This is a genomic window from Vibrio sp. nBUS_14 (assembly GCF_051201655.1).
Classification (GTDB): domain Bacteria; phylum Pseudomonadota; class Gammaproteobacteria; order Enterobacterales; family Vibrionaceae; genus Vibrio.
Genome location: NZ_CP179206.1, coordinates 1,221,010 through 1,234,319, shown reverse-complemented (window position 1 = coordinate 1,234,319; position 13,310 = coordinate 1,221,010). Strand labels below are relative to the sequence as shown.

The 13,310-nt window shown below is 43.3% G+C and carries 12 protein-coding genes and 4 pseudogenes; 10 read left to right on the top strand and 6 right to left on the bottom strand.

The genetic code is table 11. The annotated features are described in order from the left end of the window. The first annotated feature begins 5 nt into the window (after positions 1 to 5). Positions 6 to 338: a hypothetical protein gene (locus tag ACMAZD_RS05735; RefSeq protein WP_435248874.1), complete on the top strand. Its 333-nt coding sequence runs from the start codon at positions 6 to 8 to the stop codon at positions 336 to 338. Positions 339 to 508: 170 nt separating this feature from the next. On the opposite strand, the pseudogene ACMAZD_RS05730 reads toward ACMAZD_RS05735, so the two are convergent. After that, positions 509 to 637 (bottom strand): annotated as a pseudogene (locus ACMAZD_RS05730) (transposase domain-containing protein); the annotation flags it as partial. Between the two features lie 133 nt (positions 638 to 770). On the opposite strand from ACMAZD_RS05730, the pseudogene ACMAZD_RS05725 reads away from it, so the two are divergent. The 5 genes and pseudogenes from ACMAZD_RS05725 to ACMAZD_RS05705 form a co-directional block, all read left to right on the top strand. Beyond that, positions 771 to 1,058: pseudogene (locus ACMAZD_RS05725) on the top strand (DUF4277 domain-containing protein); the annotation flags it as partial. A gap of 60 nt (positions 1,059 to 1,118) precedes the next feature. Further along, the gene (tnpA, locus tag ACMAZD_RS05720; RefSeq protein ID WP_435248589.1) at positions 1,119 to 1,472 is read left to right on the top strand and encodes an IS66 family insertion sequence element accessory protein TnpA; all 354 of its coding nucleotides are present in this window, start codon (positions 1,119 to 1,121) and stop codon (positions 1,470 to 1,472) included. Beyond that, the gene (tnpB, locus tag ACMAZD_RS05715) at positions 1,469 to 1,825 is read left to right on the top strand and encodes an IS66 family insertion sequence element accessory protein TnpB (protein WP_102481560.1); all 357 of its coding nucleotides are present in this window, start codon (positions 1,469 to 1,471) and stop codon (positions 1,823 to 1,825) included. Before tnpA ends, tnpB begins: the two co-directional genes overlap by 4 nt. Before the next feature lie 55 nt (positions 1,826 to 1,880). Continuing rightward, complete coding sequence (tnpC, locus tag ACMAZD_RS05710) at positions 1,881 to 3,464, top strand: IS66 family transposase (protein WP_435248587.1); 1,584 nt, start codon at positions 1,881 to 1,883, stop codon at positions 3,462 to 3,464. Between the two features lie 100 nt (positions 3,465 to 3,564). Continuing rightward, positions 3,565 to 4,926, top strand: a pseudogene (locus tag ACMAZD_RS05705) (IS1634 family transposase); the annotation flags it as partial. An 18-nt stretch (positions 4,927 to 4,944) separates the two neighbouring features. Here ACMAZD_RS05705 and tnpC (ACMAZD_RS05700) read toward each other — a convergent pair. After that, a pseudogene (tnpC, locus tag ACMAZD_RS05700) lies at positions 4,945 to 6,043 on the bottom strand (IS66 family transposase); the annotation flags it as partial. Here tnpC (ACMAZD_RS05700) and ACMAZD_RS05695 point away from each other — a divergent pair. The 3 genes from ACMAZD_RS05695 to ACMAZD_RS05685 all read left to right on the top strand — a co-directional run bounded on the left by ACMAZD_RS05695 (position 6,004) and on the right by ACMAZD_RS05685 (position 8,580). After that, complete coding sequence (locus ACMAZD_RS05695; RefSeq protein WP_435248873.1) at positions 6,004 to 6,162, top strand: hypothetical protein; 159 nt, start codon at positions 6,004 to 6,006, stop codon at positions 6,160 to 6,162. The pseudogene tnpC (ACMAZD_RS05700) and the gene ACMAZD_RS05695 sit on opposite strands and share 40 nt — an antisense overlap. A gap of 101 nt (positions 6,163 to 6,263) precedes the next feature. Beyond that, positions 6,264 to 7,457 carry an IS91 family transposase gene (locus ACMAZD_RS05690; protein WP_435248872.1) on the top strand — a complete coding sequence of 398 codons (1,194 nt, stop codon included), beginning with the start codon at positions 6,264 to 6,266 and terminating at the stop codon, positions 7,455 to 7,457. Positions 7,458 to 8,343: 886 nt separating this feature from the next. Further along, the gene (locus tag ACMAZD_RS05685; RefSeq protein WP_435248871.1) at positions 8,344 to 8,580 is read left to right on the top strand and encodes a hypothetical protein; all 237 of its coding nucleotides are present in this window, start codon (positions 8,344 to 8,346) and stop codon (positions 8,578 to 8,580) included. A 358-nt stretch (positions 8,581 to 8,938) separates the two neighbouring features. Here ACMAZD_RS05685 and ACMAZD_RS05680 read toward each other — a convergent pair whose 3' ends face one another. Both ACMAZD_RS05680 and ACMAZD_RS05675 read right to left on the bottom strand, forming a co-directional pair. Further along, a complete protein-coding gene (locus ACMAZD_RS05680) occupies positions 8,939 to 9,745 on the bottom strand; it encodes a hypothetical protein (protein ID WP_435248870.1) in 807 nt (268 codons plus the stop codon). Positions 9,746 to 10,144: 399 nt separating this feature from the next. Further along, a complete protein-coding gene (locus ACMAZD_RS05675) occupies positions 10,145 to 10,882 on the bottom strand; it encodes an IS6 family transposase (protein WP_435248869.1) in 738 nt (245 codons plus the stop codon). Positions 10,883 to 10,951: 69 nt separating this feature from the next. Between ACMAZD_RS05675 and ACMAZD_RS05670 the strand changes: the two genes are divergently transcribed. Next, positions 10,952 to 11,047, top strand: a complete 96-nt coding sequence (locus tag ACMAZD_RS05670; RefSeq protein ID WP_435248868.1) for a helix-turn-helix domain-containing protein — start codon at positions 10,952 to 10,954, stop codon at positions 11,045 to 11,047. A gap of 43 nt (positions 11,048 to 11,090) precedes the next feature. Here ACMAZD_RS05670 and ACMAZD_RS05665 read toward each other — a convergent pair whose 3' ends face one another. Further along, complete coding sequence (locus ACMAZD_RS05665) at positions 11,091 to 12,050, bottom strand: Rpn family recombination-promoting nuclease/putative transposase (RefSeq protein WP_435248867.1); 960 nt, start codon at positions 12,048 to 12,050, stop codon at positions 11,091 to 11,093. A gap of 325 nt (positions 12,051 to 12,375) precedes the next feature. Continuing rightward, the gene (locus ACMAZD_RS05660) at positions 12,376 to 13,302 is read right to left on the bottom strand and encodes a COG2958 family protein (protein WP_435248866.1); all 927 of its coding nucleotides are present in this window, start codon (positions 13,300 to 13,302) and stop codon (positions 12,376 to 12,378) included. Positions 13,303 to 13,310: the final 8 nt, after the last annotated feature.

Below are 13,310 nucleotides of genomic sequence, written 5' to 3'. Positions count from 1 at the left end.
TACAAATGAAAAGATTAATATTATTATCTGGTATTTTAATTTCAACTACTTCATATGCAAATAACGGTATGGTATGTGATACTGATTATATAAAAAGTATTCAAGCAGGAGTAATAAATACTAACCCTTCAAATAGGGGGGGAGGGAATGCACTTTCTGTTACCTTTGAAAATGGTAGAACGTATCCTTTGCATCCTCAATATAATGCTGATGATGACAGAGGTAGAATGTTGATTTCTCTTCTAACGACTGCATTTGCTCTAAGAAAGCGTGTGCAAATTGTTGATCATGCTGGAAATAATTGTGATGACTTTGATATGGTTAATATTGAATATTAGCCTATAAGTGTTAGTTATTTAAAGTAATTTCACTTAGTGCGAACCCAGATTTAGACACAAGAACGGCTCCCGATTGGGAGCCGTTCTTGGATCATGAATTTTTCACATGCGTAGTAGGGGTAAATCCATAAAATACCGTAAACGCCCCATGAACCCACGGGGCGATGTTGTTAATGTTTGAAGTTCCAAGGTAGGAGCGCATCGATATCAGGCTCAACTTTCGCTAGCTCTTTCATGCACTTGACCATGTAGTCGTAGAGGATAAGGCCGTTGGCTTTCGCCGTCTCGACGATGCTGTAACCGTCATTCCGCAGCCAATTCTAGATTTAAATTAAGTGTGATCCCACGATCATTTATCAATAATGATTGCAGTTGAGACTTGACGCAGATCCCCCGTTTTGATCTATTACTTTTATTTGCCGGTAACTTACGATGTCTGCTCCTCAACCTGTCATAAAACGCTTAGATCATCTTGGATTAATCGCTGCCTTCTGTCATGAGATTGATTTACCCGGGCTTATCGACCGCATAATTCCTAAGTATTCAGAGCATAATGTCTCACACGGTGATGCCGTTCTAGCCATGATTTTGAACGGTTTGGGCTTCCATAGTCGAACATTGCATATGTTTTCTGACTTTTTCGAGACAAAGCCAATATCAAAGCTGCTTGCTAAAAACATAGAAGCGCACCACTTAACTGTAAGCGTCTTTAAATCGACTCATTCAATCCTTTTAATAAACGTCGTAACCTTTAACTTTTATCGTTAAAGGTACTCGAAAATGTCTCAGCATAGATCTCAGCAAGAATGGCTACGCCTTGTTCAGAAGTATTATAATAGTGAGCAGTCTGCCGCTCAGTTTTGTTTAGAGCACAATCTTCATCCAAAAACATTTGATAACAACCGTCGCAAACTACACCACTTAGTCAACCTGCCTAAAAAACGAGAAGATTCACTTTCTGAATTCGTTGTTGTTGAAAAAATAGCCATACTAAATACCAAAACCGAGCAACTGCCTCCCTCTACGTTACCTACGGAATTACGCCTTGAAGCGGGAGCATGCTCTCTTCATGTACCTCGTGATGTAGCACCTCAGTGGCTCGGTCTTCTATTGAAGGAGCTTGCTGTTGTATGAAAATGTTCCCTGATATCTCTGTTATCTATCTCCACAAGGCGCCCGTCGATTTTAGAAAGGGCATTAACGGCTTGAGCTTTATTGTTGAACAGAATATGAACCTTAATCCCTTCTCCGAAGCGCTATTCGTCTTCTGTAATCGCACGCGGGATAAGCTCAAAGTTCTCTACTGGCAGCGTAATGGCTTTTGCCTCTGGCAAAAGCGACTCGAAAAAGACAAGTTCGCTTGGCCAAGAAAAATGCCAGGGAAAACCCTCTCATTAACGGAAGAGCAGTGGCATTGGTTGCTTGATGGGCTCGATATTGAAAAAATGAAACCCCATCAAACATTGAATTACCAAAGTCTTAATTAAATTAAAAAATATTAGCGGATAAGGAACTTTCGCGGCTCTCTGCGATCTTCCTTATATGCCAAATACAAATAAAGAAGATGAGCTAGCGCTCTTACGTTCAAAAGTGACTGAGCTTGAATCTACGGTACTCACACTTCGCCAATCTCTAAGCGAGAGCGAATTAACCATCCAATCGCTGGTTGAAAAACTCAACCTAGCGCGGCGTAAACGCTTTGGTAGCACTAGTGAAACCCTGCCCCCTCAGGACTTAGAGTTCAATGAGGCGGAGACTCATGCCGATACGACAGGTGAAGAGGAAGCACCCGATAATCCGAATGATGACGCTTCGGAAGCGGAAAACACTTCATCCGAGACAAAACGTCGTGGTCGCCCAAAGCTTCCTGAAGACCTGCCACGAGAGCGAGTCGTGGTGGACATACCAGAATCAGAAAAAACCTGCTCGTGTTGTCAGTCGATACTCTGCAGGATGGGGCAAAGCACCAGTGAAAAACTGGTGTATATCCCGGCCAAGTTGTATGTCGAAGTCACTGAAAGACCCAAATACGTCTGTCGTCAATGTGACGCGTTAGGAGAGAAGGGTGTTGTTGCAATGGCTCCACCGCCAGCATCGATTATCCCGAAAAGCATCGCGACTCCCTCTTTGCTTGCGCAAATTATCACGAACAAATACCACTACGCCCTGCCTCTCTATCGTCAAGAATCGCTGTTCAGACAATATGGGCTAGCGCTCAGCCGAAAAACGATGAGTCAATGGATACTGCGTTGCGCCGATAAGGTAGAGCCGTTAATCGCCTTACTGAAAGAAACCCTCCTTGCACAAGATGTTCTGTTCGCGGACGAGACCACGTTGACCGTGCTCGATGACGAAAGAAAGAAAAGTTACATCTGGTTGTATGGGTGTGGTCCAGACCGGGGCGGTAATGCGCAATCTCCCGGTATCGTCTTGTTCGACTACCAGGAAGGGAGTCGGGGGCACCACTGCCCTGAATCGTACCTGTCAAACTACACTGGATACCTTCATGTTGATGGGTATAAAGCGTATGAAAAGACAGAAGCGAAGTTGGTGGGTTGCTGGGCTCATGCAAGACGTAAGTTCATAGAGGCAGAGCAGAGCCAACCAAAAGGCAAGCATGGAAAAGGGGGTAAAATCCAGTGGGCAGTGAGTTGGTTCCAAAAGCTCTATCGTGTTGAACAAGCACTCAAAGATAAGACGAGGGAAGAGCGATATGTTACCCGCCAGTCAAAGACTCAGTCTCTGCTCAATGAATTCAAGGCGTGGTTAGATAAATCGGTCACTCAGGTGCCCCCTAAAAGTAAATTGGGTGAGGCGATTAGCTACAGTCTCAATCAATGGTCGAAGCTAGTAAGAGTTATCGATGATGGCCGGTTAAGCATGGATAATAACCGAGCGGAACGTTCAGTACGTCCGTTCACGGTAGGACGGAACAACTGGTTGTTCTCAAAGACTCATAATGGAGCCCGCGCCAGTGCAGTGTTGTACAGTCTTATCGAAACCGCGAAGGCTAACGACTGTGAGCCGTATGAGTACCTCGAATACGTGTTACGAGAAATCCCGAAACTGAAGAGTGAGGATGACCATGGTCATCTTCTACCTTGGAACATGCCAAAGACGGAATAGTCCGCCCCTACAGAATACCGCTCAGAATGACAGATACCGCCTTAGTTGGCGGTATCTGCGTAGATATTAGAAAGTCAATGAGTCGGTTCGTAGACGCTTACACTTAACTGATGATGTTCTTGGGCGCACATTAGATGCTTTATTTGAAGCTGATGTATCTATTTTATATCAAGTTATTGCAGAGCATACCGTTGAAAAATTGAACCTCAAGACAGAGTCTGTCCACCTTGATATAACGAGTTTCCATGTTGATGGTGAATATGCTCAATCAGCAGAGGATGACATTAATTCTATTCAACTCGTCAAAGGTTATAGTCGAGATCACCGACCTGAATTGAATCAGGTTGTCCTTGAATTAATTTGTGAAAATCAAGCAGGGCTCCCTGTTTATATGCAGGCTCTCAGTGGAAACACGAACGATGCAAAAGCATTTGCAGAGGTCACTAAGCGCCATATTCACTGCCTTAAAGCCGCGCAAAATAGTCGTTACTTTATTGCTGATGCAGCTTTATACACGTCAGACAGTATTTGCTCACTTGATGAACAAAAGCAGAAGTTCATTACACGCGTCCCAATGACCATTAAAATGGCCAAACAAGCTCTACTGGCATTATCGCCAGCGCAATTAGAGCCTTTCGGTAATGGTTATTCGGGGCACTGGATTGAATCTGATTATGGCAACGTGAAGCAGCGATGGTTGTTAGTGAACAGCGAGCAAGCGACAAAGCGAGAAGAAGCCACTTTTTATAAAAATTTGGATAAAAATCTGACCAAAGAGCTTAAATCTCTAGCTCAATTAGCTAAGAAACAATTTGCCTGTGCGACTGATGCACAAAAGGCTATGAGTGAATTTCAGAGTCAATGCCAACTGTTGAGTTTCGAGCAAAGTGAGATACGGCAAGTGCCCGAGTTTGCTGGCCGAGGGCGCCCTAAAAAAGATGAGGATCCAACTGGATACCACTACAAAATTGAAGCAAATCCGTTCACTGATTTAGAAAAAGTAAAACTCGCGAAGCTTAAAGTTGGCATGTTCATTCTTGCGACCAATGATACTGAAAGTACCGATCTCGATATGGCTGCGTTACTGGAACACTACAAGTCACAACAGAAAGTCGAGCGAGGATTTCGCTTCCTTAAAAGCCCTGAGTTTTTAACATCATCTATCTTCTTAAAAAAACCACAACGCATCGAAGCTTTACTCATGATAATGACCTTAAGCCTAATGGTTTATGCTGGACTCGAGCATAAGATACGTCAAGAGTTGGCTGTTACTGAAGAGTTTTTTCCAAGCATGGTTAAGAACAAAACCACATCTAAGCCAACTGCTCGCTGGGTGTTTTTAAAATTTGAAGGAGTCGATACACTTGAGTTCGGCGAACAATGGTTTATTACCGGCATTCAAGACCATCAGAGGCGATTGCTTCAATTGCTAGGTAAGCTGTATGAAGCAATTTATTCCTAAATGAGGTGCGGAATGTCGGCTGTAAAGCATCGCGCTCGCATCAGCACCATTTGGTGTGTTCGAGAAGAGCCAATTTTTTCTGCCAATGACCAGCGGTTTAATGGCGCGTTCAGCACGATTATTATCGATAGATAAATGACCGTCATCGATATAGCGGATAAGTTTCGGCCATTGGCCGAGCGTGTATTTTATCGCCTTGCCCAGCGAGCTAGACGCTAGCACTTGTTGAGTCGTCATCCACTCATACAACTCATCCAATATCGGCTTGGCATGCTGTTGACGCTCTGCTTTTCGTGTCTCGACAGTCGCATCTTTTAAGCGGGATTCTATCCCATAGAGCTTCTGGATTTTGGCTAGCGCTTTCTTCTGCTTTATCTGCTTTGCCTGACTTACCTTTACCTTGAAGCTTCTTAGCATCCATGAACTTACGCCGTGCATGTGCCAAGCAACCAACATTGGTTACGTGATGAAGACCATCATAGGCACCATAGCCATCGGTTTGCAGATAACCACTGTAATCCCCCAAGAAGGCAACAGGGCATGCCCTCGCGCGACTGTTTTGATAGTCGTACAAGGCGATATTCTTCACATTCGGCAGTGCAGCGTCGGGCGAGTCTGCGCCCGAGCAGTAGAGCCACATATAACACTGTTTATCTTCTTTGAGGACATTGAGCGGCGTTTCATCCACCTGAACCACTACTTGTTGGAGTAGATGCTCTTTCAAGGCCGCATACAGCGGTGTGAACTTCTCACTGACTTGGATAACCCACCTTGCCATCGTGGTTCGTGATAGCTCGATACCCGACTGGGTAAACAGCGACTCTTGGCGGTAAAGTGGCATTGCGTATTGATATTTACCAAGGATGATATTGGCCAGCAAGCTTTCTGTCGCGAAGCTTTTAGGGATGATGCTCTGGGGCGCTGGCTTTTGAACGATGTGGCTTTTGTCTTCAGTTTGCTCGCACTGACAACAAGCATACTTAGGACGAACATATTCCAGCACTTTGAGCACGGCTGGTGAGAACTCAAGTTTCTCACTGCGGTCTTCACCGATTTTATGCAGACTATGTTGGCAGCATGCACACTGTTTTTCATGGTCGTCTAAATCGAGTTCGATGTAAGCGCCAGTTACTCGGCGTATTGATGAGGAGAACCAAAGCCGTTAGGCTTTGGTTAGATTCCAAGGTAGAAGTGCTTCTATGTCTTCCAACGTCTCTGCGTATGGTAGCTTACTGAGAAGATGAACCGGCGACGGTGTCGCCTGAGCGGCCTACGGCCGAAAACAAAGAGACTCAACCTACTAGGGTGCTTTACATGGATCGTTTATCCTATAGGTCATGCATCCGAATAAGCCCATCAAACAACTCTTCAATGCCAACGATACTTGGCTGAACTACCTCAATAAGTACCGAGAAACCCTCCGAACCGTCGTCATTGAAAACGTCACCAAGATGCTCGCTTGCAGTACCGCTGCTTTTGGCTCTAAAGAGTATCGATGCAGTCATGCTGACTGCACCCATCACAAATACATTCACCAGACGTGTAAATCTCGCTTTTGCAGCAGTTGTGGCATAAAAGCCACAGAGCGGTGGATACGAAAGCAACAACATGTCTTTCCTGAGTGTGAGTATCAACACGTTACGTTGACGCTTCCTCACACGCTGTGGCCAATCTTTCGGGATAATCGTTTTCTTCTCAATCATCTCTTTAGCTGTGCAGCCAAAATCTTCTTAGGATGGGCAAAGCAACTCGATATCGATATTGGCGTGTTCTGTGCACTTCATACCTACGGCAGAAAGCTGAATTGGAATGTGCACATCCATTTGTCTGTCACCCGTGGGGGTTTATGTAAGAAGACAGGTCTATGGAAGCCCATTTTCTTTAAAGCTAAGACCACTGAGAAGTGTTGGCGTACCGCCATCACTAAACTTCTCAACTCCAATTACTCAGAGTTAGACTTGAGTCGAGAGGACTGCCCTTTCATTCGTAATGATCAAGATTGGTCCCGATTTTTAACCAGCCAATATTGCCGTCGATGGAAACTGCACTTTGCTAAGAAAACGGCCAATGTGACCCCCACCATGACCTACATGGGTCGATACCTAAAGCGGCCACCGATATCGGCGTCTAGGTTACGACATGATTTCCAAGGAGGATTAGTGACATTTGATTATCTTAATCATAGGAATGGTCAGACGGAATCCCTCATTTTGAGTCCAGAAGCTCTGATAGAGCGCATGATTGAACATATTCCTGATAAGCACTTCAAAATGATTCGATACTTCGGTTTTCTATCAAACCGACGTCGTGGTGAGATGCTCCCTAAGGTCTACGATGCCTTAGGCATCGCCCCTAAAGACGCACCTGAAATGCCCGGCTACGCCGCCATGTTGAAAGGGTATGTGAAGGTTGATCCGTTTGAGTGCATTCTTTGTGGGCACCGTTTAACGTTTCTTCGCTTTAGGGCTGGGGAGCCGCTGTCAGAGCTGGTCCACCATGCTCTGGTTCAAGCCCAAATCAGGTCAATTTAGGCATTTCTTAGGATGAGAGTATCTGAAATAGCGAAAACAGCGTGAAAGTGTTCAACAAACATCCGTGTTTAGATTGTAGAGCAGAAGTTAGGTCTGTCCGGGACTCATTCTGACGTGAGTTATGCCGCGATTGTTCAGGTCAGGAAACATTGAGATTCCTTACCTTAAATCTCAAGTGTTGTACAAGCCCAAGTCTCAATACATAAATAAATTGTGCGATGTGCTCTAGAAGGATGGCGGCCTTGATGCTTTTCTCTGGGCCAGTGCGGTCTTCGTAAGGTGGAGGTATCGACACATCATCCGTTGCGCTCTGCACGTAGGTCTTGCTATTTGCCATACATGTAGTTATTCATGACTTGCTAATGTAAGGTTTTTCGAAACTGATTTTTGTCCAAATATCATCCAACTACAGTCTTGCTCCGTAGGTCTTAAGCCTAAATCATTGCTGCAATGATTTGGTTGCGGTGTTGCTTTATGAGCGTCCATTAATGTGTACTTTTCGGTGATTCGGTATGAACTTTGGTTGAATCAAAAAGATGTTAATTCTTGCTCTAAATCGCGCTGAAAGCGTCACAAGCTCACAAGGCTTAATGGAGGTGTACTGCCTTGATTAAGTGTCGTAAATCTTCACTAAGAGCGTTTGAGGGGGGCTGAGGGCTGTTTCTGATAGCAAACTCACACATTTACCATAATAGGAATAATGAACACCGACAGACAGACAGACAGAAAGGCAGAAAGGCAGAAATTATGGCTGTTTTAGGTAATATATATGAATCAGGTTAGTATAATTAAATCTTATGCGTTCACGATAATTGCTGACTTTTCGTTAGTTAACATTGATAATTAATAGTAAAATATATTCACATTTATCGTAAGGTTTAAAAATATGAATCTAACTACTTATATTGATTTGATTACAACTCGAAAAGAGTTTTCCTTGAGCGCTGAACAGTGTCAATTGCTGAACGCAGATTTAGCCACTAAAGTAATTACAGATATCCCGCCTTCTAAAATGAGTGACCTTGAAGATTACCTTTCCAAAGCTTTAGCGTACGGCAATGTTGAAGCTAGCATTGTCTCTCGTTTGGATGAACTACTTGAACTGTTGAGAAAAAAAGCATAACAGTGATTCGCAACGCTTGCCGTTTTTGCTATGTGGGGATTGCCTCTAATAGCAACCGTACTCATTACAAGTAGATGAAAACGAATTTCCATCAGAATCAGCACCAGAAGTATAAGTACTGTTACCTATAGTGTTTGATGTGCTATTCCAATTATTACCATCAGCTGATGTTCCCTTTGTAAACGTTGAATTCCCTATAGTAATACTTGTTTGATTCCAATTATCGGCCTCAATAAGGCCAAGTTTTCAAGTGAAGCGACCAACTGACCAAGCCTCATCTCTCGAATAAATACTGTAAAACCCATTCTAGAGCCACACAAAATACATTCAAAAGGGTCTACTTTCATAAATGCCTTCATCATTGATACACATTGTAAGGATCTAAAAAAATCAAACGACTTATTCCAGCGGGGAGCGACTCAAGTCTATTGCCTCTAACATCTAAATATGTAAAGTGACCAATTTTGTCTATTTCATAAACTAATCTCGAGTTCAAGCCCCGAACCTCTCTAAAGCTGTTAAGAGAAATATCGAACAAAAATTCCGGCAACTCTGAAATACAATTATCATATAAATGGAGGCTTTCTAGGTACGGCATAAACTGTATCCCATAAGGTACTTCTTGAATGTTCAATGACCCTAAATCTAGTCCATCCATTAATACCAAATCGGTTATCTTCCTCGGAATAACACTACAGGGTATGTTGTTCCTAATAGCCCAGTCAAAGAGTGATTTAATTCCCTTCAGATCTATTTCTTCTCTCACTTTCGCGATTTCGGCAAGGGTATTGCTGCCATTTACTACTCCTCTCATGATATCGTTTTTGGCTACATCATAAAAAATACCGCTTCCGCGTTTAAACTCGTCAAGGGAGTAAAATTTTAACCGATGCCTTACAATAGTCTCTTTTCCTGTCACAGCAATAAGGGTATCCACAATTTCTTCGTCTTTAAGAGGACGCTTTGCTGAAATATTAACAAGAGCTAATATGTAGGCCAGACTATGGATTGTATAGTTATGATTTATGTGCTCTGGCGTTTTTGATAACAAGGCTTGCCTAGGGAAAGTCTTATCTATATAGCTTAACTGTGGAGCGATAAAGAGTTTGGTGAATTCAACGCCACTTTCAATGGAGTTGATTTTTTTAAGTAACCTTTTTAACATCAGATAGTTCCTTCCAATTCGATTTTTAACTTAATTCCATAAACATTGAATATTTCATCATGTTCACATTTCAATCAACCTCATTGTGTGTATTTAACGTAACGTCACTTAGTGCGCACCAAAACCAATACTTTTGCTAGTGCGATACTACTCATCGCACTAGCTCTTCACAAGTAAGTCTGCCATACCTGTAGTTATTGATGGTTTGCTAATTTAGTAAAAGCACTTACAAATAAATGTCCAAAAACTTCTCAGGTTGAATTTTTACCCGTGGCATTTTCTAGCTCGAAAACCAAAAATTATTTAGTCGGCAAGTTAGTTAACTTGTGATGTTTCGATTGTTTGGGCTTGTTGCAAAAATGGAAGATGTGTATGAGGCGCCCATATGAGCACTTCATTTCATGCGTATATTCCAAAGATATTGAAGAGTTCATTGAGGAAGGCGGATCTCTCCTGCACCCTCAGTTTTGGCTCATCGCGACGTAACCAAAAATCAAACTGGCCTTTATTCAACATCCGGATCCCTTCAAAACCTTGAATCGTTGACCAGGCCCGCTTTCGCTCCTTGAGTCCACCTGTGGCTTCGATAAGCTTTTTAATCGGGGCGTGGTCAGATTCAATGCCATTGTTGAGATATTTCACTTGCCGATGTTCTACATCTTGTCGTAAACGGCCTTCACGCTTGAGGCGAGCAATGGCGTTACCATAAGACGAATGTTTATCAGTATTCAATGTTTGGGGATGAAAGGACGTTTTATAGCGGCGTAAGCAGCGTTTGAGGAATTGATAAGCCGCCTCTTTATTGCGTTTACGAGAGAAAAAGAAATCCAGGGTTTCCCCACGTTTATTAATGGCTCGGTAGAGATAATGCCATTTTCCTTTCACCTTGACGTAAGTTTCATCAAGCTGCCAGGAGGTGTCGATACGAGTGAATTGATAACGGCGTAACTTCTTATGTAGGATAGGCCCATAGTGAATGAACCAACGATAAATCGTGGAGCGATTAACTAAGACACCTCGTTCGGACAACATATCACTGAGGTTTGCATAGCTCATTGCAGTAGAGCCATACCAGCGGACACACCATAAGATAAGTTCGGGGGTGAAATGTCGCCATTTGAATTCAGACTTGACCATAACGCATTACTCAGTGATGAATCATAGTTAAAGTTTGGCGGCTCGTGAGGTTTTTGCAACAAGCCCGAAATGAGTATTCATGAAACAGCTAAGTTTGTGGGAGTGTCACCACGAACGGTTGTTCGTGTCGTTAAAAGAATGAGGGCAGAGCGCAGCGAAAGTTAGCCTCGCCGTCGAGCTGGCAAGGCTGCTTTGTTTATTCTGCAGTCTAGTGAGAAAGTTGTGCTATTTCGTCTTTACTCAGTCCTGTGACTTCTGCAACGGATTGTTGATCCATTCCATTGAGCATCATTTTTCGAGCCATCTCTTTTAGAGTTTCTTGACGCCCTTCTTGACGCCCTTCTTGACGCCCTTCTTGGCGTCCTTCTTGGCGTCCTTCTTGGCGTCCACGCTGAATGCCCCTTTGTTCGCCCTGTTGGCGTAATTGCTCTGCAATCGTCATAAGTGTGTCCTCGTGTTTCGGTACTGATGAGGCCAGTGACGTGATTAACGCCTCTATATCGTCTGTTTCACCTACTTGAAGTAGATAACTCATCAATGACTGTACTTGCTTCTCTGTAGTGTAATCGGTTAATAGCAGTGTGACCAGAGGCTGAATGAAATCCATGATATCTCGATGCCGAGCGTGCTTTTGTACGAGCTCAAGCAAGGCAATACGACGATGCTGCATTATCTCATCGTCAGGTATAACGGTAACATCGACCAAAGGAAAATCCTGAGTATAAAGTGCTTTAGCCTGGTCAGGGTTAGTAAAACCTTTCAACCAATTCATTTCATAGGGATAAGGTGAGACTTTGCCATGGTAAAACTGCAGTGGTATTACCAAAGGTAAATGTTCGTGGCCAGCATCGATATGCTGCTGCATAGCGGCGATAGCATATCTCATCAAGCGAAAGGCCATATTTTTATCTGGTCGGCTTTGGTGTTCGATTAACGCGAATACGTACCCTTTCCCCTGAGAGGTTTTGAGAGAATAGAGCACATCCGAATAGTAAGGACGTAAGTTTTCTTCGATAAAACTGCCAGACTCGAGCTTGAGTGTCGTTAAATCACAGATTTCGCGCAGCTCAACGGGTAGATGAATATCCAGTAAATCTTTAGCGGTTTCTGGGTGAGTCATAAACTGCTTAAAGAGCGCATCGTGTGGGGTTGGGGTTGTCTTTTTCATGTCATAATCTTAACACTGAATGAGGCTAAACCTTATCACAGTAAGGCTACAGTGACCGCATTCTAGCTTAACACCGTGACATTCCGCTTGCTCACCCTTCGACTGTCTACGCCAGCTACGGGATTGCGCCGAGCGGTTGGAATCAATCATTCAATATGTTTTAGAGTATTTGTTCTAAGTGATTTATGGACAATTATTAGCTAGATCAAAAGCTCTAATTATTTCGTTGCTATCATGTAGCGATCACACGCTGCATGAGTAAAAAACCATCAATAGTGAGTATTTAAGCAATCTAAATAGCAGTTAACTTATGCAATCTATTAATTTAATGATTCCAATCTTTGCTGCGAACACGACCCGTTTGGTAGTAGTTAGAAACCAAATCGATAAAGTCTTTGAAGTCTGCGTTCTCTTCAACAATTCGGTTAACAGATTGCCAGTCAATCTCAGGGCGTTTTTTAGCTGGCAGCAGTAACTCGCTTTCAGACGGATTGTTTACAGAAAGTAGAATAACACCTATGCCATGCAGAGCGCTTAGCATACGGAGTTCTTGCTCAACACGACTATCAGCAATCGCCGTTGCCACTAAGTAGCCCTCGCTAGCCCATGACGAGTTGCTGACCGCTTGGAAGAAACACTTACGCACGTTGCCCATCGTTAGGGTTTTCTTAACTTCAAATGACCATAGGCGAACGCTTTGACCGCCACCTTGAAGTACACAGCTTTTAACGTATTGATGCCATTGTTGAGCAACGGGTTCCATCGCGACAATATCGGGATGTAACCACTGATTACCACCGCTGCCTAAATTGTTCTTAGAACGCTTTTCATCGATTCGTAAGCAATAAAGTTGATGCTCTGACTTTAGGTAATCCATTAAGATCGGATATAAATCATGCTCACTCAACGTATTGTTTATCGGCGCTTCGTCTGATGGTTCTTCTTCGGCTAGAGGTTCATCATTCGCCAACAACATGCCATCATCAAACCAGTAAACTCTAGGGCGTGGTTTATCTTGCCACTTAATCTTGTCTGATTGATTTAGAATACCTTGTTTCTGAGCACCGATTTCAGCGACAACTTGCGAAATGAAATCTTGCTCTGTCTCAAACCGAGGGTTAACTCTTTTCTCCGCATAATCTTCTGGATAACGTGTAGTGATCGCTTCTGCAATCGCTTTTGCGGTATATCGTTGATTTGGATTATCTTGTAGGAAGAGTGCTATCTTCTTTGATTGCGATAATTTACTCATTATTCTTC

Coding starts and splice junctions, on each gene's coding strand:
- ACMAZD_RS05735 (WP_435248874.1), top strand. CDS start 6: ATGAAAAGATTAATATTATTATCTGGTATTTTAATTTCAACTACTTCA.
- tnpA (WP_435248589.1), top strand. CDS start 1,119: ATGTCTCAGCATAGATCTCAGCAAGAATGGCTACGCCTTGTTCAGAAG.
- tnpB (WP_102481560.1), top strand. CDS start 1,469: ATGAAAATGTTCCCTGATATCTCTGTTATCTATCTCCACAAGGCGCCC.
- tnpC (WP_435248587.1), top strand. CDS start 1,881: ATGCCAAATACAAATAAAGAAGATGAGCTAGCGCTCTTACGTTCAAAA.
- ACMAZD_RS05695 (WP_435248873.1), top strand. CDS start 6,004: ATGCACACTGTTTTTCATGGTCGTCTAAATCGAGTTCGATGTAAGCGC.
- ACMAZD_RS05690 (WP_435248872.1), top strand. CDS start 6,264: ATGCATCCGAATAAGCCCATCAAACAACTCTTCAATGCCAACGATACT.
- ACMAZD_RS05685 (WP_435248871.1), top strand. CDS start 8,344: ATGAATCTAACTACTTATATTGATTTGATTACAACTCGAAAAGAGTTT.
- ACMAZD_RS05680 (WP_435248870.1), bottom strand. CDS start 9,745: ATGTTAAAAAGGTTACTTAAAAAAATCAACTCCATTGAAAGTGGCGTT.
- ACMAZD_RS05675 (WP_435248869.1), bottom strand. CDS start 10,882: ATGGTCAAGTCTGAATTCAAATGGCGACATTTCACCCCCGAACTTATC.
- ACMAZD_RS05670 (WP_435248868.1), top strand. CDS start 10,952: ATGAGTATTCATGAAACAGCTAAGTTTGTGGGAGTGTCACCACGAACG.
- ACMAZD_RS05665 (WP_435248867.1), bottom strand. CDS start 12,050: ATGAAAAAGACAACCCCAACCCCACACGATGCGCTCTTTAAGCAGTTT.
- ACMAZD_RS05660 (WP_435248866.1), bottom strand. CDS start 13,302: ATGAGTAAATTATCGCAATCAAAGAAGATAGCACTCTTCCTACAAGAT.